The organism is Brenneria tiliae, assembly GCF_023347575.1.
Classification (GTDB): Bacteria; Pseudomonadota; Gammaproteobacteria; order Enterobacterales; family Enterobacteriaceae; genus Brenneria; species Brenneria corticis.
In genome coordinates, this window is sequence record NZ_JAKPCB010000097.1 from 107,689 (window position 1) to 133,243 (window position 25,555).

General features: G+C 56.0%; 20 protein-coding genes and 1 pseudogene. 15 read left to right on the top strand and 6 right to left on the bottom strand.

What is annotated here, in order from left to right; genetic code table 11:
* Positions 1 to 37: 37 nt before the first annotated feature.
* From MFP24_RS11740 to MFP24_RS11760, 5 genes and pseudogenes are all read left to right on the top strand, one after another.
* Complete coding sequence (locus MFP24_RS11740; RefSeq protein ID WP_249230266.1) at positions 38 to 2,719, top strand: molybdopterin-containing oxidoreductase family protein; 2,682 nt, start codon at positions 38 to 40, stop codon at positions 2,717 to 2,719.
* Between the two features lie 2 nt (positions 2,720 to 2,721).
* The gene (locus MFP24_RS11745; protein WP_249230267.1) at positions 2,722 to 3,336 is read left to right on the top strand and encodes a 4Fe-4S dicluster domain-containing protein; all 615 of its coding nucleotides are present in this window, start codon (positions 2,722 to 2,724) and stop codon (positions 3,334 to 3,336) included.
* Between the two features lie 228 nt (positions 3,337 to 3,564).
* Positions 3,565 to 4,239, top strand: a complete 675-nt coding sequence (locus MFP24_RS11750; RefSeq protein ID WP_249230268.1) for a TorD/DmsD family molecular chaperone — start codon at positions 3,565 to 3,567, stop codon at positions 4,237 to 4,239.
* Positions 4,240 to 4,396: 157 nt separating this feature from the next.
* Positions 4,397 to 4,561 (top strand): annotated as a pseudogene (locus MFP24_RS24250) (hypothetical protein); the annotation flags it as partial.
* Between the two features lie 255 nt (positions 4,562 to 4,816).
* A complete protein-coding gene (locus MFP24_RS11760; RefSeq protein WP_249230270.1) occupies positions 4,817 to 5,488 on the top strand; it encodes an ATP-binding protein in 672 nt (223 codons plus the stop codon).
* 20 nt (positions 5,489 to 5,508) lie between these two features.
* Here the strand turns inward: MFP24_RS11760 and MFP24_RS11765 are convergent, their stop codons facing one another.
* Positions 5,509 to 6,216: a bactofilin family protein gene (locus MFP24_RS11765; protein ID WP_249230271.1), complete on the bottom strand. Its 708-nt coding sequence runs from the start codon at positions 6,214 to 6,216 to the stop codon at positions 5,509 to 5,511.
* A gap of 315 nt (positions 6,217 to 6,531) precedes the next feature.
* Between MFP24_RS11765 and cscK the strand changes: the two genes are divergently transcribed.
* The 5 genes from cscK (at position 6,532) to MFP24_RS11790 (ending at position 13,118) form a co-directional block, all read left to right on the top strand.
* Entirely contained in the window at positions 6,532 to 7,467 is a 936-nt protein-coding gene (gene cscK / locus MFP24_RS11770; protein WP_249230272.1) for a fructokinase, read from the top strand.
* A 180-nt stretch (positions 7,468 to 7,647) separates the two neighbouring features.
* Positions 7,648 to 9,195, top strand: a complete 1,548-nt coding sequence (locus tag MFP24_RS11775; RefSeq protein ID WP_249230273.1) for a carbohydrate porin — start codon at positions 7,648 to 7,650, stop codon at positions 9,193 to 9,195.
* A gap of 87 nt (positions 9,196 to 9,282) precedes the next feature.
* Positions 9,283 to 10,653: a sucrose-specific PTS transporter subunit IIBC gene (locus MFP24_RS11780; protein ID WP_249230274.1), complete on the top strand. Its 1,371-nt coding sequence runs from the start codon at positions 9,283 to 9,285 to the stop codon at positions 10,651 to 10,653.
* Positions 10,653 to 12,062: a glycoside hydrolase family 32 protein gene (locus MFP24_RS11785; RefSeq protein ID WP_249230275.1), complete on the top strand. Its 1,410-nt coding sequence runs from the start codon at positions 10,653 to 10,655 to the stop codon at positions 12,060 to 12,062. Before MFP24_RS11780 ends, MFP24_RS11785 begins: the two co-directional genes overlap by 1 nt.
* A gap of 33 nt (positions 12,063 to 12,095) precedes the next feature.
* Positions 12,096 to 13,118 (top strand): LacI family DNA-binding transcriptional regulator, encoded by a 1,023-nt coding sequence (locus MFP24_RS11790; protein ID WP_249230276.1) that lies wholly within the window; start codon positions 12,096 to 12,098, stop codon positions 13,116 to 13,118.
* Between the two features lie 22 nt (positions 13,119 to 13,140).
* Here MFP24_RS11790 and exbD read toward each other — a convergent pair whose 3' ends face one another.
* Both exbD and exbB read right to left on the bottom strand, forming a co-directional pair.
* Entirely contained in the window at positions 13,141 to 13,563 is a 423-nt protein-coding gene (gene exbD / locus MFP24_RS11795) for a TonB system transport protein ExbD (RefSeq protein WP_249230277.1), read from the bottom strand.
* 3 nt (positions 13,564 to 13,566) lie between these two features.
* Positions 13,567 to 14,622 (bottom strand): tol-pal system-associated acyl-CoA thioesterase, encoded by a 1,056-nt coding sequence (exbB, locus tag MFP24_RS11800; RefSeq protein WP_249230278.1) that lies wholly within the window; start codon positions 14,620 to 14,622, stop codon positions 13,567 to 13,569.
* A 542-nt stretch (positions 14,623 to 15,164) separates the two neighbouring features.
* Here exbB and MFP24_RS11805 point away from each other — a divergent pair.
* The 3 genes from MFP24_RS11805 (at position 15,165) to MFP24_RS11815 (ending at position 18,026) form a co-directional block, all read left to right on the top strand.
* Positions 15,165 to 16,142 (top strand): TRAP transporter substrate-binding protein, encoded by a 978-nt coding sequence (locus MFP24_RS11805; RefSeq protein WP_249230279.1) that lies wholly within the window; start codon positions 15,165 to 15,167, stop codon positions 16,140 to 16,142.
* A 69-nt stretch (positions 16,143 to 16,211) separates the two neighbouring features.
* Positions 16,212 to 16,718 carry a TRAP transporter small permease gene (locus MFP24_RS11810; RefSeq protein ID WP_249230280.1) on the top strand — a complete coding sequence of 169 codons (507 nt, stop codon included), beginning with the start codon at positions 16,212 to 16,214 and terminating at the stop codon, positions 16,716 to 16,718.
* Between the two features lie 15 nt (positions 16,719 to 16,733).
* The gene (locus MFP24_RS11815) at positions 16,734 to 18,026 is read left to right on the top strand and encodes a TRAP transporter large permease (RefSeq protein WP_249230281.1); all 1,293 of its coding nucleotides are present in this window, start codon (positions 16,734 to 16,736) and stop codon (positions 18,024 to 18,026) included.
* Between the two features lie 97 nt (positions 18,027 to 18,123).
* Here MFP24_RS11815 and MFP24_RS11820 read toward each other — a convergent pair whose 3' ends face one another.
* The 3 genes from MFP24_RS11820 to pepA all read right to left on the bottom strand — a co-directional run bounded on the left by MFP24_RS11820 (position 18,124) and on the right by pepA (position 23,040).
* Entirely contained in the window at positions 18,124 to 20,979 is a 2,856-nt protein-coding gene (locus MFP24_RS11820) for a valine--tRNA ligase (protein ID WP_249230282.1), read from the bottom strand.
* Positions 20,980 to 20,991: 12 nt separating this feature from the next.
* Entirely contained in the window at positions 20,992 to 21,441 is a 450-nt protein-coding gene (locus MFP24_RS11825) for a DNA polymerase III subunit chi (protein WP_249230283.1), read from the bottom strand.
* An 87-nt stretch (positions 21,442 to 21,528) separates the two neighbouring features.
* Entirely contained in the window at positions 21,529 to 23,040 is a 1,512-nt protein-coding gene (pepA, locus tag MFP24_RS11830; RefSeq protein WP_249230284.1) for a leucyl aminopeptidase, read from the bottom strand.
* Positions 23,041 to 23,323: 283 nt separating this feature from the next.
* Here pepA and lptF point away from each other — a divergent pair, with 283 nt between their 5' ends.
* Together lptF and lptG are read left to right on the top strand one after the other, a co-directional pair.
* Positions 23,324 to 24,424 carry an LPS export ABC transporter permease LptF gene (lptF, locus tag MFP24_RS11835; protein WP_249230285.1) on the top strand — a complete coding sequence of 367 codons (1,101 nt, stop codon included), beginning with the start codon at positions 23,324 to 23,326 and terminating at the stop codon, positions 24,422 to 24,424.
* Positions 24,424 to 25,494 carry an LPS export ABC transporter permease LptG gene (lptG, locus tag MFP24_RS11840; protein ID WP_249230286.1) on the top strand — a complete coding sequence of 357 codons (1,071 nt, stop codon included), beginning with the start codon at positions 24,424 to 24,426 and terminating at the stop codon, positions 25,492 to 25,494. The genes lptF and lptG overlap by 1 nt, the downstream gene beginning before the upstream one ends.
* Positions 25,495 to 25,555: the final 61 nt, after the last annotated feature.

Below are 25,555 nucleotides of genomic sequence, written 5' to 3' on the forward strand. Positions count from 1 at the left end.
AGGAAACATCCACTATAAAAATAACAGAGAGAAGCATATGGAACAGTCGGTACTCAGTAGAAGAGATTTTTTCAAGGCAACGGCCATAACCGGCGTTGCCGGAGTGCTCGGGGGTTCACTGTGTGATGGACTGATCCCGCGTGTAACCGCGGCGACTCAGCCTGAGGCGGAAACGCCGGTCACGACGAAAATCGTCAAGACGAACTGCAGAGCCTGTATTCATAATTGCGGCGTGCTGGCCCATGTCAGAAACGGCCGGGTGATCAAGCTGGAAGGTAATCCAGAATATCCCATGTCCAAGGGCGCTATATGCGCCAAAGGTCTTGCGGGCATAGCGGCCCTTTACCATCCCAATCGTAATAAATATCCGATGCTGCGCGTAGGGGCGCGCGGGGAAAATAAATGGAAGCGCATCACCTGGCCCGAGGCAATTGACACTATTGCCAAAAAACTGATGGAAACCCGAGAGAAATATGGCGCGGAAACCGTTTTCGGTTCTACCGGCGGCGGCGGCAATCCCGAGTTTTTCAGCCTTCAACGGTTTTGCAACGCATTCAATACGCCGAACTGGTTTGAACCGGGCTGCGCCCAGTGCTACCTGCCGCGAACACTCGCTTTTGGACTGATGTATGGTGGTCCAGATACCAGTATTGCCGATTCGAAAAGTCTGGAGATTTACAACCCCGATACCGAAATGAAGACGCTGGTGATGTGGGCGACCAATGCCTCCTATAACAGCCCGGCGGGAGGAGGACGTGCGGTGAATGAGCTGCGCGCCAAAGGGGTGCGTACCCTGGTCATCGACCCACGATTCACCCCTGATGCCGCCAAAGCCGATATCTGGCTGCCGATCCGGCCGGGTACCGACGTGGCGCTGATGCTGGCCTGGATCCGATATATTTTGGCCCACCAGCGTTATGATGAGGAATTTATCACCCGCTGGACCAACCTGCCGTTCCTGGTAAATACCCGGACCCGGATGCTGCTGCGAGCCAGGGATCTGACGCCAGACGGCGAGCCTGACGTCTATGTAGTCTGGGATGGCAAAAGCAATTCCGCCCGGCCGCTTCCTTACCCCTGGGACGATAAACTGGAGCCGGTGCTGGATGGCGAATTTACCGTCAATGGCGAGGTGTGTAAAACCGGCTTCCGCCTGCTGAAGGAAAGGGTGGAACCCTATAGTCTGGATAAAGCGGCTGAAATTTGCTGGCTTGACGTGGAGAAAATCACCAAAGCGATCGAACTTTATCTACAGGGACCCGGCGGCATTTCGCTTGGTGTGGCGACCGATCAAAATGAAAATTCGGTACAGGCCGCCATGGGGGCGGTATTACTCAATTCGTTGATGGGGAATGTGGAGAAACCGGGTGCGCTGATGCAACGTTTCCCTTCGAGCGGCGTCGCCCCTTTCGATACCTATATCGTGCCGACGGCCAAGAAGCTGCTTTCGGAAGAGCAGTTGAATAAACGGCTGGGCGGTATTGAATATAAAGGGCTGCTACAGTGGTGGGCCGCGCATCCCTCAAGCGTGCAGGACGCCATTCTGACCGGCAAGCCTTATCGGCCGCGGGTGTGGCTCGAACGTTCCGGCAACAAGCTGGCCATGCAGGGCAATGCCTCATCCTGGCTGCCGGCGATTGAGCAGATGGATTTCATCGTCCATATGTATATATATCCCACCTCGTTCTCGGCTTATGCCGATATTTTGCTGCCCGCCGCAGAGTGGCTGGAAACGGATATGCTGGTGGAGTCGCTCAATACCGTGTTTGCCAGACAAGCCGTCACCCATATTTGGGAAACGGAGAATGAGACGCTGTTCTGGGCCAAACTGGCCAAACGCTGTGCGCAACTGGGGCATGAGAATTGCCAGAAGGCATTCGATGCCGAATTTATGGGCGAGGATTTACCCTATTGGGAGACGATGGAGGAACTGCTGGATGCCCGGCTGGCTCCCCTGAATATTTCCTGGAAGGAGTTCATTGGCAAAGTCCCTTACGAATTCCTGCCCTATCAGCAGTGGTTACGTTATTTCGTTTACCGGCAAATTGATCCCCATACCGGCCAGCCCACTGGGTTTGACACGCCCTCAAGGAAACTTGAACTCTACGGCGAGGTTTTCATCACCCTCGGGCGAACCGGTGAGCCTTACACCACCTATAAATTACCTCCGGCATCAAAAGACTACGATCCGCTGCCGTATTACGTTGAGCCTGCCGAAAGTCCCAACCAGGAGATTGCGAAAAAATACCCGTTGGTGATGACCAACGGACGCCTGCCGATTTTCCATCACGGCACGTTAAGAAATTCGCCGTTTATCCGGGAAATTTATCCGGTAGCTGAAATCTGGATTAATCCGGTCACGGCGGGCGAGCGAGGCGTGGCGCAGGGAGACTGGGTGTGGATCGAATCACTGCGCGGCAAAATCAGGGCCAAAGCCCGCGTCACCGAAGGGATCCCGCCGCGGGTGGTTTATATGGAACGGTTCTGGAATCCCGAAACGCTCAATACGCCCACGCAGGGCTGGCGCGAAATGAACGTCAACATGCTCACCAAAAACGATGCCCCTTTCAACGATGTCGTCGGTACGTACACGCTGCGGGGATTTCAGGTCAACGTGTCGAAAGCGGATGGCCCGCCCGCCGGTATCTGGCAGAAGCCGGAAGACTTTACGCCCTGGCTACCGCAACCGTCCGATCCGACGAAATCAGTGGAGTTCTAGCTATGGTACAAAAAACATTGGTTATCGATCTGGATCGCTGCATTGGCTGCTATGCCTGCGAGGTCGCCTGCAAGCTGGAGAACGGCGTCGCGCTGGGCGTGTTTTACAATAAGGTTCTGACCGTGGGACCCAGCGGCACGTTTCCGGATCTGGAACAATACTTCCTGCCCACCGTCTGTCAGGGATGTACGGACCCGCCCTGCGTGAAAGTGTGCCCTACCGGGGCGTCGTACAAGACCGACGATGGGCATGTCCTGATCGACAAGGAAACCTGCATCGGCTGCCGGTATTGCATGATGGCCTGTCCGTATGGGGCGCGCTCTTATAATGAGGAGACCCATACGGTGGAAAAATGCACGCTTTGCAACCATCTGGAAGCCGTCGGTGAACAGCCCGCGTGCGTAAAAGCCTGCTGCGGCAATGCACGCTTCTTCGGCGATATCGACGACCCGGACAGCAATGTCGCCAGGGTGCTTAAGGAAGCGGGAAGCGATAGCGTGCATGCCCTGCCTGACGTGGGGAATCATCCTTCGGTTCGCTATATCTTGCATCTCCAGACGGCCCTATGGCGGGAAAATCAACCGGTCGACGCCTGGAGGAACAGACAAAATGGGTAGCGAATGGGCGCTGGTGTTCTTCACGGCGTTTGGCGATCGGTGGTCTGCTTGGTGTTTTCGTCGGAGCAGTCGTGTTTAGCGTGCGGATGTTCAATCCGGGCTCTTCCATACGGCATTTTTTCTGATTGGCTGAATGGCAAGCGCTTAGTTACGGGAACTGGCGAAGTCCGGGAGAGCATATCCTCCCGGACCGCCGGTGGTGTCGTCATCGGAAAGCGGGTGGATCATATGCGGGAATACGCTGCGCTCATAACCAATCGTGAAAATTTATACCGATTACTGGGGCGCCTCTACCAGGCCGAAGTGGATAAGTCCTTGCTTGGCCGGATGGTGGAACTGGGTTTCCCCGCCGAGTGCGAAGAACCCGAACTGAGCGGGGGATATCGTATGCTTACGGCTTATCTGCAGAATTCCGGCCCGGATCCCTTGACCGACCTGGCGGTAGACTATGCGGCGGTTTTCCTGGGGGCGGGCATTGCCGAGGGCATTGTCGCCTACCCCTACGAGTCGGTTTATACCAGCCCGGAGCGGCTGGTCATGCAGGATGCCTGGGAGCAAGTGGTGTCGTTATACCAGGCTAAAGGATTGAACAAGGCCGGGGCACTGGATATCCCGGAAGATCACATCGCTCTGGAATGTGAGTTTATGGCGACCCTGTGCCGCGATAGCGGGCAGGCCGTTGCCGCACAGGACCTGCCGGGCGTTTCGGCCAGCCTGCGGGAACAGCAGAGGTTTCTTGCGCAACACCTGCTGAATTGGGTTCCTGCGTTCTGTGCCGACATCCAGAAATGCGCCCAAACGGACTTTTATAAGGCTATTGCGGGTATCACCACTGGCTATTTGCGCCTTGAGCAAATCCTTATTGAGGATTTGATCCACGCAGTGGGAGATTATCGTTCGTAGGCCGTCCAACTTAGCCCTGTCTTGGCCCGTAAGGCGGTTAATCCGGTGTCCTTATGCCGTATTCAGGCATCAACGAGTCTGAATCGGGGTTTAAGATTATTGGTGGCGGCGGCCGTCACCGCACGGAGGCCGGCGACCAAAAAACGGGCCGACTATGATGAATCAAGCTGAAGCAGAAGGCGATACGACACCCGGCTTATCGCCATCAATCGTCATCGTCCGGGAACGTTGTACTCATTACCGGCACGCGGCGTCAACCTGCTCGCGCTGTTCCTCGGCCTGTCCGGTTGGGGCGATAAAACTGTCTGAAAACCATCCCATGTTGTCGCCGATGGATTGTACGGCGTGCGGCGCCTGTGCCGCCGTGTGCTCAATGGACGCGATAGCGCTGCAAACGCCTACCGACCGCGCGCTGGCCGCGGACATCGCCGTGACGGCCAGCCGCTGCGGCACGGTCACGCTGGCCTGTAAACAGGCGGCAAATGTATCGCCGAAGAATCTGTCCCTGTCCTGCCTCGCACGTCTCGATCCATCTTTGCTGCTCCAGGCGCCCGCCAACGGCGCTCTGGAGATTAGAATGTTCACAAATGATTGCGGCAGGTGCCCCGCGGGGAATATGTCTCCCCACTTGCACACCATAAAAGCCAAGGCCGAGAAGGTTGCCATGGCGCTTGGTATTCACCTGCGGATTTCGATCGATATCTCCGCATCGGACGTTGATTTTTCTCGCCGAGCCTGGTTGACCAAATTGCTTGGCAAGGGAAATGGCCTCGAAGGGACGATAACCATTGCGACAACATTCCGTGACGCAGCTTCCGACCATGGCGAAACCGCCGTCCTGCCGCCGGAAAAGCGCCGGCGTTTCGTCGCATCGTTACGTTCGCTGGCCGAGCGGGGAGAAGGAACCTTCAGCAATAGCACCGCTCTATTCCCCTCGCCTGAACTTGATGCGGAACGGTGCGTCGGGTGCGCGCTGTGTGCCGACTTTTGCCCGACCGGCGCGCTGGCGTCCGAAAACGACGCCGGAATGCTGCGTATCACCTATAATACCGCTGCCTGCACCGCCTGCGGCCTATGCGTCGATGTGTGCTACCGCCAGGCGATCGCCTTTTATCCGGCTGGCGATATCGGCAGCATTCTTGATCCAGAGCCGCTAATACTGATAGAACGACGCGAAAACAACGACCTTCTGTCATCCTGCGAAGACAAAATAAGCGCTCTTTTAGGAACGCAGGTCTACCGTACGTAGCCAATCGCGTAGATATAGCATTATCCTCCCGTCAGCGGATAGCCGTCGGCCAGCGCCGCGATATGTTCCCTCTCGGCCGTATCCTGTGGCTTTTGCGCGTAGCCAATCTGTTCCTGACCCGGCGTTTCCGGCGTCAGCGGATTTGACTGGCCGATAAATACGCCGCCTTTTTCAATCGACAACTCATCGGAAAAAATCTCGCCGGTCATCTTTCCCTGAGCCAGTATGGCAACCGTACCGGCGTAAATGCGCCCTTCGACATCGCCGTTAATAACGATCTGCTGCGATTTCATTTCGCCTTTGACTTTGCCGATGTGCTCCACTTTAATGGTGTTTTCGCACAGCACCTCGCCTTCGATATGGCCTTCAACGGTGATATTGCCTCCGGCTTCCACCTTGCCGGTTATCTGCGCGTCCTGAGAGATAAAGGTGTCTTTTTTTACCCGCACCGGGCTGACGGAATTAATCAACGCGGCGGGATTGTTTATTTCGCTCATCTCCGGCGATTTTTCCGCTGTTTTTTTGTTTTTATCAAATGAGAACATGAGGTTATTCCTTTTAGCCTTATAATAAAGCGCCGTCAGCGCAGGTATGCCGATTCCCAGCGCGACCGCCAGCGCCTGAGCGTAAAACAGCGCGGGCAAATCCAGGTAAATATCCGCCAGCCAGACCATCACCAGCAGCGCCCACGCCGCCCATAAAACCCATAACAGATTGTAATTACGCACGGCGGTAGCGCCGGCATCGCAGCGTTTCCGGAAAGATAAGGGGGTGACGGCTCATATCCTTTCTCCTTTTAGCCATTAATCCTGATGCCTGACGCCATGCCAGGCTGCTCCTTATCAGGTATCGGATAGAACGCGTTTTTGTTTAACCCGTTGCGGCATTCAGCAGGGATAAACCGTCGTTGTCATGGCGAAAGCATGATGCCGGTATCATTTTTTACGTCCTTCTCTTACACATCCTTTGCTAATAAGTTGCGTAGCTAAACCGATTCTTCTATTTTAGCAAGCAGTTTAAATATCCCTGATAAGAGTAATTTTATGGCACACAAAATTTGGGTGATGGGCGACGCCGTCGTCGATCTCATTCCGGAAGACGCCGATCGTTACCTCAAATGCCCGGGAGGCGCGCCGGCGAATGTGGCGGTGGGCATCGCCAGACTGGGAGGGCGCAGCGCCTTTATCGGCCGGGTAGGCGACGACGTTTTCGGCCGCTTTCTGCAAGAGGTGCTGGAGCGGGAACAGGTGGATACCCGGCACATGATCCGCGACCGCGAGCATCGGACCTCCACCGTGGTGGTGAGCCTGGATCAGCAGGGCGAACGTTCGTTTACCTTTATGGTGCGCCCCAGCGCCGATCTGTTTTTACAAGCGGATGATTTGCCCCTATTCAAACGGGGCGAATGGCTGCACCTCTGCTCCATCGCCTTATCCCAGGAGCCCTCGCGCAGCGCGGCTTACGCAGCGATGCAACGTATAAAAGACGTGCAGGGATGGGTGAGTTTCGATCCCAATATCCGCGAGGATCTCTGGTCCGATCAACAGACGCTGCGCGAGTGTCTCGACCGCGCCTTGTCGCTGGCGGACGTGGTCAAACTGTCGCGGGAGGAGCTGGCCTTTCTCAGCGGCGCCGACGAAGTGGAAGCCGGCATCGAACAGCTGATGCAACGCTATCCCATCAGGCTGCTGTTGGTCACCCTGGGCAGCGAAGGCGTATGGCTGCACAACCGTCAGCAGCGTCAGCACTTTCCGGCGCCCTATGTTACCCCGGTGGATACCACCGGCGCGGGGGATGCCTTTGTAGCCGGGCTATTACAGGGGTTAGCCGAGTACGACGATTTATCGCAGCCGGTTGCCTGGGACAAGGTTATCGAACAGGCGCAGCTGTGCGGCGCGCTGGCAACCACGGCCAAAGGCGCCATGACGGCGCTGCCGCTGGCGCAGCAACTTCATTCCACCTCGCTGGCCAGATCCTGAACGCCGCATCGGCTTGCTGATACCGTTTTGCAGTCAGGATCACAGTTACAGAATCGGGTTAGTGAAATTTCTTGCCAACCCGACTGCCCGCCTTTATTTTCCACTTGAAAAACCGGTTTAGCATTTTAGCAAAACAACCCTCTGTCGATACAAAAAAGCACCTCCAGGAAGAGAACAAAAATGAAACTAAACTACCTTGCCGTAACAATAGGGTTACTCCTCTCCAGCCCTTTCTACGCGTCTGCCGCCAGCACGGACAGTATTGAAGCCCGTCTGAATGCCCTTGAGCAAAGACTGCAAGCGGCCGAACGCCGGGCGCAGACGGCCGAAGCCAGAGCCGAGGCCGCCGAAAAGCAGACCCGGCAACTGGAAGCCCGCACCGCGCAAACCGAACAGAAAACCCAGCAGGTTGAGCAACGCGCCACCGCGCTGGCCAGTCAGAAATCGGTTGCCGACGGTTTTGAATTTCATGGCTATGCCCGCTCAGGCCTGTCGATTAATGACTCCACCACCAGTTCAAAAACGGATATCGGTCCCGGCATGTCTCCCGCCGGCCAAACCGGCGGACACATCGGCCGTCTGGGCAATGAAGATGACACCTATCTCGAGCTGAAGCTGGAACACAAGCAGCAACTGGATAACGGCGCCACCACCCGCTTCAAGGTGATGATGGCCGACGGACAGCGCAGCTATAACGACTGGACCGCGGCCAGCAGCGATCTCAACGTGCGTGAAGCCTTCGCCGAACTGGGGTCGCTTCCCTCTTTCACCGGCGTGTTCAAAGACACCACCCTGTGGGCCGGTAAACGTTTCGACCGCGACAACTTCGATATTCACTGGCTGGACAGCGACGTGATCTTCCTGGCCGGCACCGGCGGCGGGATTTATGACGTGAAGTGGACGGACAGCTTCAAGAGCAACTTCTCGCTATATGGCCGCAGTTTCGGCTCGCCGGACGGTTCGGATAGCTCGGAAAACGACGACATTAAAAACTACGTTTTCACCGCCAATAACTATGTCGGTCCGTTCCAGTTCATGCTCAGCGGTATGAAAGCGAAGGATAACGAAGCCCGCCCCAACACCAGCGCGGACGTGACCAATGTGAATGCCGGCGACAAAGGTTATCACGCCATGGTCGCCTATCACGGCGACAGCTTCTTCGGCCTGCGCGAAGGGACATCCAAAGTCGCCGTGCTTTACGGCCATGGGCTGGGGGCGGAAGTCAAAAACGTCGGTTCGGACGGCAATCTGACCAATGACGCTAACACCTGGCGTCTGGCGACCTACGGCACCACCCCGATCAACAAAAACTGGAGCTTCGCGCCGTCGATTCTGGCGCAAACCAGCTCCGATCGCTACGTCGAGGGCGACAGCTACAAATGGATCACCTTCAATGCGCGCCTGATTCAGGAAATCACCGAAAACTTTGCGCTGGCCTATGAAGGCAGTTATCAATACATGGATCTCGATCCCAAAGGCTACACCACGTCGAGCCTGGGCCAGTTGAACAGCGTCAGCGGCGGCTTCTACAAGCTGACCTTCGCCCCGACGTTTAAAGCGGGCGATATCGCCAACTTCTTCAGCCGTCCGGAACTGCGTCTGTTCGCCAGCTACGTGAACTGGGATAAGCGGCTGGATAACTACTCCAGCGAAGACACTTTCGGCTCCAGCGGCTTTACCGCGGGCGGCGAATGGAATTTCGGCGTCCAGATGGAAACCTGGTTCTGATAGCCGGATAGCATGACCGCGCCGGTTATCAGAAGCGGTAACCGGCGCTGAGGATACCGCGTATCCCAATAATAAAAGAGGAATAAAATGGACATTACCGCCACAGCGACAGCCCTTATCCCGTTATTGGGTGGGAAAGAGAACATCGCCAGCGCCGCCCACTGCGCCACCCGTCTGCGCCTGGTGCTGGCCGATGATAGCCTGGCCGACAAAAAAGCGATTGAAAATGTCGAAGGGGTCAAAGGCTGCTTTCACAACGCCGGGCAAATTCAGATAATTTTCGGCACCGGACTGGTGAATAAAGTTTATGCCGAATTTATCAAAGCCGCCGGTATCAGCGAATCCAGTAAGTCCGAAGCCGCCACGCTGGCGGCGCGGAAGCTGAACCCGTTGCAGCGCCTGGCGCGCCTGCTGTCAAATATCTTTGTTCCCATTATTCCGGCGATCGTGGCATCCGGTCTGCTGATGGGCCTGCTCGGATTGATCAAGACCTATGGCTGGGCCGATGCCGGCAGCGCGATTTTCATCATGCTGGATATGTTCAGCTCCGCCGCCTTTATTATCCTGCCCATTCTTATCGGCTTCACCGCCGCGCGGGAATTTGGCGGCAACCCCTATCTCGGCGCGACGCTGGGGGGCATTCTCACCCATCCGGCGCTCACCAACGCCTGGGGGATCGCCGGCGGTTTCCAGACCATGAATCTGTTCGGTCTGGATATCGCCATGGTGGGTTATCAGGGCACGGTATTTCCGGTGCTGCTGGCCGTCTGGTTTATGAGCATGGTGGAGAAACGCCTGCGTAAGGTGGTGCCCGACGCGCTGGATATCATTCTCACCCCCTTCCTGACCGTGGTTATTTCCGGCTTTATCGCCCTGCTGATCATCGGCCCGGCGGGCCGGATGCTGGGCGACGGCATCTCGTTCATACTGAGCACGCTGATTTCGCACGCCGGATGGCTGGCCGGGCTACTGTTCGGCGGGCTTTACTCCGCCATTGTTATCACCGGCGTTCACCACAGCTTCCACGCCATTGAAGCCGGTCTGCTGGGCAACCCCAATATCGGCGTAAACTTCCTGTTGCCCATCTGGGCGATGGCCAACGTCGCCCAGGGCGGCGCCTGTCTGGCGGTGTATTTCAAAACCAAGGACGTGAAGATCAAGGCTATCGTTATCCCCTCCTCGTTTTCCGCGCTGCTCGGCATCACCGAGGCGGCGATATTCGGTATCAACCTGCGCTTTGTGAAACCGTTCCTGGCCGCGCTGGCCGGCGGCGCGTTGGGCGGCGCCTGGGTGGTATTCAATCACGTCAGTATGACGGCGGTAGGATTGACGGGCTTTCCGGGATTGGCGATCGTCCAGGCTGGCTCTATGCTTAGCTATCTGATTGGTATGCTTATCGCCTTTGGCGCGGCGTTTATCATTTCATTCCTGCTGAAATATAAAACGGATAACGCATAATGACGGAAACCCATCTGTTAAAACGTATGGCGCACGCCCTGATGGCTAACCAGAGCCGGCTTGGCGCCGATCCTCACCGCCCGCACTGGCACCTGTCGCCAAACGTGGGGCTGCTCAACGATCCCAATGGATTTATCCAGCATAACGGGCGTTACCATCTGTTTTATCAGTGGAATCCTTTAGCCTGCGCCCACGGAGCGAAATTCTGGGGGCACTGGAGCTCGCCCGACCTGGTGAACTGGCGTCACGAACCCGTGGCGCTGGTGCCCAGCGAAAGCTATGAGACGCACGGCTGTTATTCCGGTTCCGCCGTGGTTGATGATGGCGCCATCACCCTGATTTACACCGGCAATGTGAAATACGCCGACGGCTCGCGCAGCGCATTCCAGTGCCTGGCCAGAGAAAACGCCGACGGCGAGTACGACAAACTAGGCCCGGTACTGACGCTGCCCGAAGGCTATACCGGCCATGTACGCGACCCGAAGGTATGGCGCCGCGACGAGCGCTGGTACATGGTGCTGGGCGCGCAGGACAAGCAGCTCCAGGGCAAGGTGCTGCTGTATCGCTCCGACGATCTGCGCGGCTGGGAGCCGATCGCCGAAATCGCCGGTTCGCGCCTTGGCGGACTAGGAGATTTCGGCTACATGTGGGAGTGCCCGGATTTATTCAGGCTGAACGGACAGGATGTCTTGATCTGCTGCCCGCAGGGCGTGCCGGCGCAAGAAGAGCGCTACCTGAACACCTTCCAGGCCGGTTACCTGGTCGGGACGCTGGATTATCAAAGCGGCGACTATCCGCACCGTGGATTCAGCGAACTGGATCTCGGCTTTGAGTTTTACGCGCCGCAAACGACATCAAGCGAGGACGGACGGCGTTTGCTGTTTGGCTGGATGGCCATTCCCGATGAGAACGAGTTTTTTGCGCCGACGATCGCCCACGGCTGGATCCATACCATGACCTGTCCGCGGGAGCTGACGCTGCGTGAAGGCCAGCTCTATCAACGGCCGGCGCGCGAACTGCAACAGCTGCGAACGCAGCATTTTGCATGGCAAGGCGTCGCCGACTATGCGCCGCCGCTGCCGGTGAACAGCGCCGAAATCACCCTGACCGCCCAGGGCGAATTCCAGCTCGACATCGCATCCCTGATGGTGCTGTGCTGGAACGGCGAATGCCTGACCCTGAGCCGGCATAACCGCCGCACCGGCGAACCGGAACATCGCTACTGGCGCGGAGAACTGCACCAGCTACAGATATTATGCGATCGCTCCAGTATCGAGATTTTTATCAATGACGGCGTAGCCGTGATGTCCGCCAGCTATTTCCCCGACGGCGACGCCGCCATTAGGTTCAGCGGGCCGGGAAGATTGGCATTGCAGCACTGGCTGTTGACGCCATCCGTGATAAAATGACGCCCCTTTTCTCTGACAGCAGAAAGATTCGCGGTGAAACAGACTAAACGCATAACAATCAGCGACATCGCCGCACTCGCGGGGGTTTCGAAATCCACCGCGAGCCTGGTGCTGAACGGCCGCAGTAAAGAGTTCCGCGTTTCCGATGCCACCCGCGATCGCATTCTGGCCGTCGCCCGCGAGCAGCGCTATCAGCCCAGCATCCATGCCCGATCCCTGCGTTCGTCGCGCAGCAATACGCTGGGGCTGGTGGTGCCGGAAATGACCAACTATGGTTTTGCCGTTATCTCGCGCGACCTGGAAATGCTGTGCCGCGAAGCGGGGCTACAGCTGCTTATCGCCTGTACGGACGAGAACGCCAGCCAGGAGATGATGGCCGTCAACAGCCTGATACAACGCCAGGTGGACGGGCTGATCGTCGCATCCAGTATGCTCAGCGATGCCGAATACCAGAAAATCAATCAGCAGCTGCCCGTTATTCAGTTCGACCGGGTGATTGGCGAGTCCGACCTGCCGCTGGTGATCACCGAGGCGATGGAATCGACCGCGACGCTGGTCGAGCGCATCGCCCGCCAGCACGGCGACGAGTTCTATTTTATCGGCGGTCAATCGCGCATTTCGCCTACCCGCGACCGTCTGGCCGGCTTTCAGTTGGGATTACAACGCGCGGGGATCGAGTGTCGGCCGGAATGGATTATTCACGGCAATTATCATCCCAGCTCAGGTTATGAAATGTTCGCCCAGCTCTGCGCCGAGCTGGGCCGGCCGCCCAAAGCGCTGTTTACCGCCGCCTGCGGCCTGTTGGAAGGGGTGTTGCGTTACCTGAACCAGCATAACCTGATGGAGAGCGATATCCGGCTGTGCAGCTTTGACGATCACTATCTGTTCGACTGCCTGCCGTTGAAGATCGACACCATTGCCCAGGACAGTGAAAGTCTGGCGGGAAACAGCTTTGAGATGATTACCACGCTGATCGAAGAACGCGCGCTGACGCAGGCTAAGCGCTATATTCCGCCGATATATATTCACTGGCGGCACCCTGACTCACGTCAGTGAGCCAGGAAAACGCGCATGATGATTATTTAGCCGCCGACTCCGCGCCCACCAGCCCCACCTTGAGGTATCCGGCTTTGCGCAGCGCATCCATCACTCTCATCATGGTTTCATAATCCACGCTTTTATCCGCCTGAAAGAAGATGGTGGTTTCTTTATTGCCGCTGGTGGTGGCGTCCAGCGCCTGCGCCAGCGACTGCTCGCTTACCACGTCATCGCCGACATACAGTTGCTTATCGGCTTTCACCGTCAGGTAGACCGGCTTTTCAGGGCGCGGCTGCGGCGCCGCGGACGACGCGGGCAAATCAACGCGCACGTCCACCGTCGCCAGCGGCGCGGCCACCATAAAAATAATCAGCAGAACCAGCATGACATCGATAAACGGCGTCACGTTGATATCATGCATTTCTCCGTTTTCGCTCACATCATCGTTTAAATGCATGGCCATGACTTATCCCACCCGCAGTTTTTGCGCCGATGAAGCTGCCCGGTTATCGTTGCTGGCCGCCACATCAAGGTCACGGCTCAACAGCAGCAGCACCTGGGCGGCGACATCGCCCACCAGCGCTTTATATCCCGTAATCCAGCGGGCAAAGATGTTATAAATCACCACCGCCGGGATAGCGGCGACCAGGCCGATAGCCGTCGCCAGCAACGCCTCGGCGATGCCTGGAGCAACGACGGCCAGATTGGTGGTCTGCGTTTGCGCAATGCCGATAAAGCTGTTCATGATGCCCCATACGGTGCCGAACAACCCGATAAACGGCGCGACCGCGCCGACCGTCGCCAGATAACCATTACCGCGCCCCATATGGCGGCCGGTGGCGGCAACGCGGCGTTCCAGGCGAAAAGCCGCGCGCTCTTTAATCCCGTTGTTATCGTCGGAGCGTTCGGACAGCTCCAGTTCACTCAGCGCATCCGTCAGCAGTTGCTTCGCCACGCCACCGTTTTTGAACGTGTCCGCCGCATCCACGGCATCCCCCAGCGTTCTGGCCTGTTCCAGCGTCAGATATTCGCGACGGGCGCGACGCTTGGCGCCCGCCAGCTCCACGCTTTTACTGAAGAAGATCGCCCAGGTAATGACCGAAGCCAGCAGCAGGCCGACCATCACCGTTTTCACCACCAGGTCCGCATGCTGATACATGCCCCAGACGGACAGGTCCGTGGTCATCAGGTTATTGGTGCCCGGCGCGGCGCTGGGCGGCAGGGCGAGAGATGAAGCGGGAGCCTGCGGTGCCGGTTCAGCCTGCGTTGCAGGAGTTGCCGATTCAGCCTGCGTGGCGGGCGCCTCCTGCGTTGCCGGAGCGGGAGCGGACGATGTTGCGGCATCGCCAGTATTTCCATCCGACAACGGGGTTGTAGCAGGCGCCGCAAACGCATGCCCGCCGAGCCCCGCGGTCAACAGCAGAGCAACCAGCACGCTGCGGAAAAGTGCGCTGAACGCGCAACGTTTTTTTTGCCAGGCTGATGATACCTGTTGGGTAATGCTACTGACAGCCGTATTCACGCTGTGCCTCCACCATTAATCCATCACTAATGACACAAGAAATCAGCCTGAAATAATACCAAACCCTGAGCGAATTGATAGTCGTTCTCATTATTATTTATGCTTGTGGAACTATTTTTTTTACATCATTACATGATTGAATTAAGCATTTGCATTACTGGCAGGCGCATTATGTGATCCGGATAAGTTATCACACCATTTATGCCGTATTCGAAAAAGTGGTCTGATAACAACAAAATTAAAAAAATAGCGTTAAAACATCATGTTATAAAAATAATTTTCGATAACACCGAACAAATAATATATAAAACGGCATTTCATATTACATTTGGCTTTTGTGATACGGGTCATTATTATAAGTTGTATAATAGGTTAGATTATCCCTGAGAATTAAGAGGGATTTCACCAGGATAATAGCCGGGCAAGGCATACCTCTCTCACTCTTCCGTTAAACCTTGCTCTTCATAAAATTAATTTTTTATTAAAAACAATTAGTTGAATGACTTCATACCACCCTACCCATTACTTCTGGAGATAACTCAATGAAGCTGTCAAAAATATTGATAAGCCTTTGTCTGGGCTCTGCCGCACTATTTATAAGCCATGCTATTCAGGCGCAACAAATTAAAGCCTCCGATGTTCATCCCGAAGGTTACCCTAACGTCGTTGCGGTACAAAAGATGGGGGAAAAGCTGAAAGCAGCCACCAATGGCAGACTGGAAATCAAAACCTTTCCCGGCGGCGTTCTTGGCGATGAAAAACAAATGATTGAACAGGCTCAATTGGGCGCTATTGATATCATTCGCGTATCCATGAGTCCGGTGGCGGCAATATTGCCGGAAATAGAAGTACTCACCCTGCCATATATTTTCCGCGATGAAGATCATCTCCACAAAGTGCTGGACGGTAAAATTGGTCAGGAAATTGGCGACAAAATTACCAACAGCAATAAATCCAAATTGGTATTTCTCGGCTGGATGGATGCAGGCACGCGTAATCTGATCACCAAAGAGCCAATCAATAAGCCGGAAGATCTCAAAGGAATGAAAATCCGCGTACAGACCAGCCAGGTAGCCCTGGCGACATTAAAAGCCATGGGGGCCAACGCCATCGCCATGGGAACCAGCGAAGTATTCAGCGGTATGCAAACCGGTGTTATTGACGGCACGGAGAATAATCCGCCAACCTATGTTGCCCACAACTATCTGCCCGTCGCGAAAAACTTTACCTGGAGCCGCCACTTTATCATCCCGGAAGTGTTTCTTTATTCAAAGACAAAATGGGATAAACTTTCCAAAGAAGATCAAACGTTTATTTTAAAATTTGCTAAAGAAGCGCAGCAGGAGCAGCGTATTCTGTGGAATGAGTATACTCAGCAATCCCTGGAAAAAATGAAGGCTGGCGGCGTTCAGTTCCATGAAATAGATAACGATTACTATTTCAAAGCCACACAGTCTGTACGAGACCAGTTTGGCGGGAAATATCAGGACCTGATTAAAGCCGTCGCCGACGTAAAATAATAAACTTATTAAACGGGTAGAAAGCCTCCCTATTTTACCCGTCATTACCTATAGTAAACAGGTGAAAATATGGCTCGCACTTATATCGCAACCATGGACATGCTCTATCTTATCGCTATGTGGGTTTCCGGGCTGGCGTTATTAATTATGACGCTGATTATCCCCGTGGGCATATTCGCGCGCTATGTACTGAACGCCGCATTATCCTGGCCTGAACCTATATCTATTATTTGCATGGTGACTTTCACGTTTGTCGGCGCGGCCGTCAGTTATCGCGCCTGTTCGCATATTGCCGTCAGCATGCTTACCGATCGACTGTCCGACGCCGGAAAGAAAGTCTGTTCACATTTAGCGAATATGCTGATGCTTTTAATCAGCCTATTTATCCTTTATTACAGCACCGTGTTATGTATGGGATTATGGGAACAGCCCGTAGCGGAATTTCCTTTACTTACCGCGGGTGAAAGTTATCTGCCTTTACCTATCGGCTCGTTAATCACCCTTCTCTTTATTATCGAAAGAGTTTGCTTTGGCCCGCAGGATAAACGTCCTGTGGTGATGCTCGGCAGTTCTTAATCCGGAGCCAATACCATGGATGCATTTGTTTTAGTCGCGACGCTGGCGGTATTACTGGCCGTGGGCGTCCCCGTCGCTTATGCCGTAGGATTAAGCGCCATCGCCGGTGCTTTTTGGATCGACCTGCCGCTTGAAGCGGTAATGATCCAGATAACTAACGGCGTAAATAAATTTTCACTGCTGGCTATCCCCTTCTTTATTCTGGCGGGCGCCATCATGGCTGAAGGCGGTATCGCCCGTCGTCTGGTCAGCTTTGCCTATATCTTTGTCGGTTTTATTCGCGGCGGTTTATCACTGGTCAATATCGTCGCCTCGACATTTTTCGGCGCCATATCCGGCTCATCCGTGGCAGATACCGCCTCGATCGGCTCCGTCATGATCCCGGAAATGGAGAAAAAGGGCTATCCGCGCGATTTTTCCGCGGCGGTCACCGCCAGCGGTTCCGTTCAGGCGATTCTGACACCCCCCAGCCATAACTCCGTTATCTACTCACTGGCAACCGGCGGCACCGTTTCCATTGCTTCGTTATTTATTGCCGGCATCATGCCCGGCTTACTGCTTAGCCTGACCATGATGGTAATGTGCGTGGGCTTTGCCCATAAGCGTGGTTACCCAAAAGGCGAGCGGGTGCCTTTTCGCCAGGCGCTGAAAATCTTCGTTGATACGCTATGGGGGCTGATGACCGTCGTCATCATTATGGGGGGGATCCTTTCCGGCATCTTCACCGCAACCGAATCTGCCGCCATCGCCTGTCTGTGGTCGTTCTTCGTCACCATGTTTATCTATAAAGATTACAAATGGTCCGAATTACCCAAGCTAATGTATCGTACCGTGAAAACCGTCACTATCGTGATGATTCTGATTGGCTTTGCGGCGGCATTCGGGGCCATCATGACCTATATGCAGCTTCCAAGCCGTATCACTGATTTTTTCACTTCTATTTCTGATAACAAATACGTCATCCTGATGTGGATTAACATCATGCTGCTATTGGTCGGCACCCTGATGGATATGGCGCCGTTGATTTTAATTCTGACCCCGGTTCTGTTACCCGTGGCGATCTCTCTGGGTATTGACCCCGTACACTTCGGTATGATCATGCTGGTTAACCTCGGCATTGGTTTGATTACCCCGCCGGTGGGTTCGGTATTATTCGTTGCCAGTGCGGTCAGCAAACAGAAAATCGAACAGGTGGTTAAAGCAATGCTACCGTTTTATTGCGGACTTTTTGTGGTGCTTATGCTGGTTACCTATATTCCCGCCATTTCGCTATGGCTGCCTAAATTATTTGGCGTGCATACCGGTTAACGGACCTAAATCGCCTGTTCAAGCGGACATTATTAAAACGCCCGATGCGTAACATCGGGCGTTATGGCTGACCGTGGGGAAGAAAATCGTCTACATATTACAGCGCGGCGATAGTGGCCTGCTGTTCCAGCAATTTCACTTTTGCCGCCGCATAGCCGTCGAGTTTTTCACGCTCTTTCGCCACCACCGCTTCCGGCGCGCGCGCCACAAAACCTTCGTTGGACAGCTTGCTTTCGATGCGGCCGATTTCAGTTTCGATTCTGGTCACTTCTTTTGCCAGACGCTCCAGCTCCGCCGCTTTGTCAATCAACCCCGCCATCGGGATCAACAGCTCGGCGCCTTCCACCAGCTTGGTCACCGACACCGGGCCTTTATCACCCGCCGGCAACAGCGTAATGCTTGCCAGACGCGCCAGCGTCTGAATAAAACCGCGGTTCTCCTCCACCCGGCGCGTCGCCTCGGCGCCGGCGCCGCGTAACAGCAGCTCCAGCGGTTTACCCGGCGCGATATTCATTTCCGCACGGATATTACGCACGGCGATAATCGCCTGTTTGATCCATTCCAGATCGTGCAGCGCCTGGGTATCTTCCTGCGCGGCGTCGAACTCGGGGAAAGGCTGCAGCATGATGGTGTCGGCGCTAATGCCTTTCAGCGCTTTCACCCGCTGCCAGATGGTTTCGGTGATAAACGGAATGATCGGGTGCGCCAGACGCAGCAAGGCTTCCAGCACGTTCACCAGCGTATGGCGCGTACCGCGCAGCTCCGCCGCCGTTCCGCCGTTCATCACCGGCTTCGCCAGTTCCAGATACCAGTCGCAGAACTGGTTCCAGGTGAACTCATACAGAATATTGGCGGCGATATCGAAACGATAGCTGTCCAGCGCTTCGCGGTAGGCTTTAACCGTACGGTTAAATTCGGCCAGGATCCAGCGGTCGGCCAGCGACAAGACTTTATCTCCGCCGTTAAAGCCGCAATCCTGATCTTCAGTATTCATCAGCACGAAACGGCTGGCGTTCCACAGCTTGTTACAGAAGTTGCGGTAGCCTTCCAGGCGTTTCATATCCCAGTTGATATCGCGCCCGGTGGAGGCCAGCGCCGCCAGGGTAAAGCGCAGCGCGTCGGTGCCGTGCGGTTCGATGCCGTTCGGGAACTGCTTTTCGGTACGCTTGCGGATTTTTTCCGCCAGCTGCGGCTGCATCATATTGCCGGTGCGTTTTTCCAGCAGGGCTTCCAGCGAAATCCCGTCCACCATATCCAGCGGGTCGATCACGTTGCCTTTGGACTTGGACATCTTCTGCCCTTCTTCATCACGGATCAGCCCCGTCATATAGACCGTGTGGAACGGCACCTGCGGCTTGCCGTCTTCATCCTTGATAAAGTGCATGGTCAGCATGATCATGCGGGCAATCCAGAAGAAGATAATGTCGAAGCCGCTGACCATCACGCTGCTCGGATGGAAGGCTTTCAGGTCCGGCGTCTGTTCCGGCCAGCCCAGCGTGGAGAAAGTCCACAGCCCGGAGGAGAACCAGGTGTCCAGCACGTCTTCGTCCTGATTCAGCGCCACGTCGTCAGCCAGATTGTTTTCGCGGCGCACTTCCGCCTCGTCGCGGCCGACGTAAACCTTGCCTTCGGCGTCGTACCAGGCCGGGATGCGGTGCCCCCACCACAGCTGGCGGGAAATACACCAGTCCTGAATGTCGCGCATCCAGCTGAAGTACATGTTTTCGTACTGCTTGGGCACGAACTGGATACGACCGTCCTCAACGGCTTCCACCGCCGGTTTGGCCAGCACCGCCGCCCGCACGTACCACTGATCGGTCAGCATCGGCTCAATCACCACGCCGCCGCGGTCGCCGTACGGCACCGTCAGGTCGTGCGCCTTGATCTCTTCCAGCAGGCCGAGATCCTCAAAGGCCGCCACCACGGCTTTACGCGCGGCAAAGCGTTCCAGACCGCGAAATGCCGGCGGAATATCGCTGCTGTAAGCGGCGCTGGCTTCGCCGTTGGTATCAAACACTTCGGCCTGCTGACGGATATCGCCGTCAAAGGTCAGAATGTTGATCATCGGCAGCTGGTGGCGTTTACCCACTTCATAGTCGTTGAAGTCGTGGGCCGGGGTGATCTTCACGCAGCCGGTGCCTTTCGCCATATCCGCGTGTTCGTCGCCGACGATCCGGATGCGGCGCCCCACCAGCGGCAGGATCACTTCCTTGCCGATCAGATCCTTATAGCGCGGATCTTCCGGGTTCACCGCCACGCCGGTATCGCCCAGCACGGTTTCCGGACGGGTGGTGGCCACCACCAGATAGTCTTTGCCGTCGGCGGTTTTGGCGCCGTCGGCCAGCGGATAGCGCAGGTGCCACATGGAGCCTTTCGATTCGCGGTTTTCCACTTCCAGGTCGGAAATAGCGGTGCGCAGCTTCGGATCCCAGTTCACCAGGCGCTTGCCGCGATAAATCAGGTCTTCTTTATACAGGCGGACAAACACTTCCTTCACCGCGTTGGACAGACCTTCGTCCATGGTAAAGCGCTCGCGCTCCCAGTCGACGGAGTTGCCCAGACGGCGCATCTGCCGGGTAATGGTGCCGCCGGATTCGGCCTTCCACTGCCAGATTTTATTGATAAACCCTTCGCGGCCGTAATCATGGCGGGTTTTACCCTCTTCCGCCGCGATCTTGCGCTCCACCACCATCTGGGTGGCGATACCGGCGTGGTCGGTGCCCGCCTGCCACAGGGTATTTTTCCCCTGCATACGCTGATAGCGGATCAGCGTATCCATAATGGTTTGCTGGAAAGCATGGCCCATATGCAAGCTGCCGGTGACGTTGGGCGGCGGGATCATGATACTGAAGCTTTCCTTGCTGGTATCGCCGTTCGGCTTGAAATAGCCTTGTTCTTCCCAGCGCTCGTAGAGCGGCTGCTCGATATCTTGCGGGTTATATTTCGTTTCCATTATGCTCAAAATTCAGTGGGTTGGCGGTTTGGCCGTGGTCAATTGAAAGCCGACGCCGCGATAGGCTTTATAACGGTCGCGCGCCAACTGTTTCAGGGATTCTTCGTAAGGAACAAAGTCTATCACTTCATGGAAAGCGGTGGCAAAATCTGCGAAATACGGCAGCAGGCTGATGAGCAGATCCCGCGGGGCGTTTCCCCGCCGCTCGGGCCAGGCCAGTTCGACCGGCGCACCCTGACGCGGCCCCTCGCCCGCCAGATTGTGCGGCACAAACGAATGGGGATCGCGCTGCCACAGCGCTTCATCCAGGCGTACGGCCTGCTGCTCGTTTTCGCAGGCGATCAATACCCGCTTTCCCGCACGCCAACGTTCCGCCGCCACATCGCATGCCAGCGCCTCATGGGCGCTGAGCTCACCGCTTTTGCCGTCGTGTTCGAGAAGATAGAACGTTGCGTTTTTCATTGTTTACACTATTGATAAGGGCCGGAATTCCCGGCCCGGTATAACTGGTTTATTCAGGCGCGGTTTACTGTGCCTGACAGATTACCATCATTCCACGTCGTTCAGCCCGGCGCGATTGAGCAGAAACTGCGACAACAGCGCCACCGGACGACCGGTCGCGCCTTTGGCCTTGCCTGAACGCCACGCCGTACCGGCGATATCCAGATGCGCCCAGTTATATTTGCGCGTAAAACGCGACAGGAAGCAGCCCGCGGTAATCGCGCCGCCGGGCCGGCCGCCAATATTGGCCATATCGGCGAAATTGGATTCCAGCTGCTCTTGGAACTCATCGGTTAACGGCAGACGCCACGCCCGATCGCCGGACTGCTCGGACGCGCCCAGCAGCTCGTGCGCCAGCGGATTATGGTTCGACATCAGCCCGGTGAGATGGTGGCCCAGCGCAATCACGCAGGCCCCGGTCAGCGTGGCGACGTCGATAACCACGTCGGGTTCGTAACGTTCAACGTAGGTGAGCGCATCGCACAGCACCAGACGGCCTTCGGCATCGGTATTCAGCACTTCCACCGTCTGGCCGGACATGGTGGTCAGCACATCGCCCGGACGGTAGGAACGCCCGTCAACCATGTTTTCACAGCCGGCCAGCACGCCGACGATATTCAGCGGCAGCGCCAGCTCCGCCGCCATGCGCATCACGCCGTAAACCGTGGCGGCGCCGCACATATCATATTTCATTTCGTCCATGCTGTCGGCGGGCTTGATGGAAACGCCGCCGGAATCAAACGTCAGCCCCTTGCCGACCAGCACGATCGGCCGGGCATCCACCGCGGGATCGCCTTTATATTCAATGACGGACATCAGTGATTCATTCTGCGAACCCTGACCGACCGCCAGGTAGGCGTTCATGCCCAGCGTTTTCATCTGCTGCTCGCCAATCACCCGGGTAATGATGTTCTGGCTGTAGGTATCGGCCAGTTGACGCGCCTGCGACGCCAGATATGCCGCATTGCAGATATTGGGCGGCATATTGCCGAGGTCTTTCGCCGCCTTGATGCCGGCGGCGATAGCCAGGCCGTGCTGAATGGCGCGCTCGCCGCCGGTCAGCTCGCGGCGCGTCGGCACGTTGAACACCATTTTGCGCAGCGGACGACGCAGCTCGACCTTATTACTCTTAAGCTGATCAAAGGTATAGAGCGACTCTTTCGCGGTTTCGACCGCCTGACGCACTTTCCAGTAGGTATTGCGGCCTTTCACGTGCAGTTCGGTCAGAAAACAGACCGCTTCCATTGAGCCGGTTTCATTCAGCGAGTTGATGGTTTTCTGAATCACCTGCTTGTACTGCCGTTCGTCCAGTTCACGCTCTTTGCCGCAGCCAATCAGCAAAATGCGTTCCGAAAGGATGTTGGGTACATGGTGCAACAGCAATGATTGACCCACTTTGCCTTCCAGTTCACCGCGGCGAAGCAGCGCGCTGATATAGCCGTCGCTGATTTTATCCAGCTGTTCGGCGATCGGGGACAGGCGACGCGGTTCAAACACGCCGACGACAATGCATGCACTGCGTTGTTTTTCCGGGCTACCGCTTTTTACGCTGAACTCCATGTACTCTCCTGAATCTTAAAGACAAAGACAGCATCAACGGCTAGAATGTGACACTCCGTAATACTTTCCCGCCGTTGCGTTAACATAACCTGTGTTAATCTTAACGACGTAACGAATCTGCTTCGATGACTATAAGCAGGTTCTGATACAACAGCGCCAACACAGTATGTTGTAATACAGTTTTAGCTACGAAAGGTTGCCACAAATGAGTATAAATGGCGAGTTAGCGAAGAAACTATCGACTTTCCTGCAAAAAGACAAGTTTTCACAGGCGTAATCAAGCGTGATCATCATTCGATATCTGGTACGGGAAACATTCAAAAGCCAACTGGCCATCCTTTTCATTCTGTTACTGATTTTCTTTTGCCAGAAATTAGTGCGGATACTGGGCGCCGCGGTTGACGGCGACATCCCGACGAATTTGGTTATCTCCCTGCTGGGATTGGGCGTGCCAGAGATGGCGCAGCTCATTCTGCCATTAAGTTTATTTCTTGGATTATTGATGACGTTCGGCCGCCTGTATGCTGAAAGTGAGATCACAGTGATGCATGCCTGCGGCATCGGCAAACGCGTATTGCTGAAGGCCGCCGTGGTGCTGGGACTGCTGACGGCGGCGATGGCCACCATCAATGCGCTGTGGCTCAGCCCGTGGTCATCGCGTCATCAGGAAGAAGTTCTGGCCGAGGCGCGCGCCAATCCCGGTATGGCCACGCTGGTGGAAGGCCAGTTCCAGTCCACTCAGGGCGGCAGCTCGGTGCTGTTTGTCGGCAACGTCAGCGGCCAGACGTTTGAACACGTTTTCCTGGCGCAGCTGCGACCCAGCGGCAACGCCCGGCCTTCCGTGGTGGTGGCCGACCGCGGACGCATCTCCCAGGACCGCGACGGTTCCCAGGTGGTGACGCTGGATAACGGCTCCCGCTATGAGGGCACCGCCCTGCTGCGCGACTTTCGCATCACGGATTTCACCAACTATCAGGCCGTTATCGGCCACCAGACCGTTACGCTGGATAACAGCGACGCGGAACAGATGAACATGCGCACGCTGTGGCACTCGGACGATCATAACGCCAGAGCCGAGTTTCACTGGCGCCTGACGCTGATCCTGGCGGTGCTGATCATGGCGCTGATCGTCGTGCCGCTGAGCGTGGTCAATCCGCGCCAGGGCAGAGTCCTGAGCATGCTGCCCGCCATGCTGCTGTACCTGATCTTCTTCCTGCTGCAAAGCAGCATTCGTTCCAACGCCGGCAAAGGCAAAATCGATCCGATGATATGGACATGGCTGGTCAACCTGGCCTACCTCGGCATTGCCGTGCTGCTGAACATCTGGGATACGGTGCCGATGCGCCGGCTCCGTTCTCGTTTGATACTGAAGAGGGCGTTCTGATGTTTGGCGTACTGGACCGCTATATCGGTAAAACGATTCTTACCACCATCATGATGACGCTGTTTATGCTGGTCTCCCTGTCGGGCATCATCAAATTCGTCGACCAGTTGCGCAAGGTCGGACAGGGGAACTATTCGGTATTCGGCGCCGGGCTCTACACGCTGCTCAGCGTGCCGAAAGATATCGAAATCTTCTTCCCGATGGCCGCGCTGCTCGGCGCCCTGCTGGGGCTGGGAACGCTGGCCACGCGCAGCGAACTGGTGGTAATGCAGGCATCGGGATTTACCCGACTGCAAATCGCCGGCGCGGTGATGAAAACGGCGATTCCCCTGGTGCTGCTGACCATGGCGATTGGCGAATGGGTCTCGCCGACGGGCGAACAGATGGCGCGTAACTACCGCTCCCAGATGGTTTCCGGCGGCTCGATGATCTCCACGCAGAATGGCCTGTGGGCCAAAGACGGCAACGACTTCATCTTTATTGAGCGCGTACTCGGCGATAACGAAATTTCCGGGGTCAACATCTATCACTTCGACAAGGAAAACAAGCTGCTATCCGTGCGCTACGCGGCATCGGCCTCGTTTGAGGAAGGCGTATGGAAACTCACCCAGGTGGATGAGTCCGACCTGAGCGACGGCAAACAGATCGGCGGCAGCCAAACCCTGAGCGGCGAATGGAAAACCAACCTGACGCCCGACAAACTCGGCGTGGCGGCGCTCGAACCGAATTCGCTTTCCATCCGTGGACTGCGCGACTACGCCGACTACCTCAAACAAAGCGGACAGGAAGCCAGTCGTTACCAACTGAATATGTGGAGCAAGATATTCTCCCCGATATCGGTCGCGGTGATGATGCTGATGGCGGTATCTTTCATCTTTGGCCCGCTGCGCAGCGTATCCGCCGGGACCCGCATCGTCATCGGCATCAGCTTTGGTTTCCTGTTCTATGTGCTGAATGAAATCTTCCGCCCGCTCAGCCTGGTGTACGGCATACCGCCGGTATTGGGCGCCATATTGCCAAGCGCCGCGTTCCTGGTCGTCAGCGTGGTGTTGCTGCTGAAACGCCGCTAGGCCGAACCGGCAAAGTCACTGAACGGCTATCGCTTCAGTGACTTTGCACCGGCAGGCTGGT

Coding starts and splice junctions, on each gene's coding strand:
- MFP24_RS11740 (WP_249230266.1), top strand. CDS start 38: ATGGAACAGTCGGTACTCAGTAGAAGAGATTTTTTCAAGGCAACGGCC.
- MFP24_RS11745 (WP_249230267.1), top strand. CDS start 2,722: ATGGTACAAAAAACATTGGTTATCGATCTGGATCGCTGCATTGGCTGC.
- MFP24_RS11750 (WP_249230268.1), top strand. CDS start 3,565: ATGCGGGAATACGCTGCGCTCATAACCAATCGTGAAAATTTATACCGA.
- MFP24_RS11760 (WP_249230270.1), top strand. CDS start 4,817: ATGTTCACAAATGATTGCGGCAGGTGCCCCGCGGGGAATATGTCTCCC.
- cscK (WP_249230272.1), top strand. CDS start 6,532: ATGGCACACAAAATTTGGGTGATGGGCGACGCCGTCGTCGATCTCATT.
- MFP24_RS11775 (WP_249230273.1), top strand. CDS start 7,648: ATGAAACTAAACTACCTTGCCGTAACAATAGGGTTACTCCTCTCCAGC.
- MFP24_RS11780 (WP_249230274.1), top strand. CDS start 9,283: ATGGACATTACCGCCACAGCGACAGCCCTTATCCCGTTATTGGGTGGG.
- MFP24_RS11785 (WP_249230275.1), top strand. CDS start 10,653: ATGACGGAAACCCATCTGTTAAAACGTATGGCGCACGCCCTGATGGCT.
- exbD (WP_249230277.1), bottom strand. CDS start 13,563: ATGGCCATGCATTTAAACGATGATGTGAGCGAAAACGGAGAAATGCAT.
- MFP24_RS11805 (WP_249230279.1), top strand. CDS start 15,165: ATGAAGCTGTCAAAAATATTGATAAGCCTTTGTCTGGGCTCTGCCGCA.
- MFP24_RS11810 (WP_249230280.1), top strand. CDS start 16,212: ATGGCTCGCACTTATATCGCAACCATGGACATGCTCTATCTTATCGCT.
- MFP24_RS11815 (WP_249230281.1), top strand. CDS start 16,734: ATGGATGCATTTGTTTTAGTCGCGACGCTGGCGGTATTACTGGCCGTG.
- MFP24_RS11820 (WP_249230282.1), bottom strand. CDS start 20,979: ATGGAAACGAAATATAACCCGCAAGATATCGAGCAGCCGCTCTACGAG.
- MFP24_RS11825 (WP_249230283.1), bottom strand. CDS start 21,441: ATGAAAAACGCAACGTTCTATCTTCTCGAACACGACGGCAAAAGCGGT.
- pepA (WP_249230284.1), bottom strand. CDS start 23,040: ATGGAGTTCAGCGTAAAAAGCGGTAGCCCGGAAAAACAACGCAGTGCA.
- lptG (WP_249230286.1), top strand. CDS start 24,424: ATGTTTGGCGTACTGGACCGCTATATCGGTAAAACGATTCTTACCACC.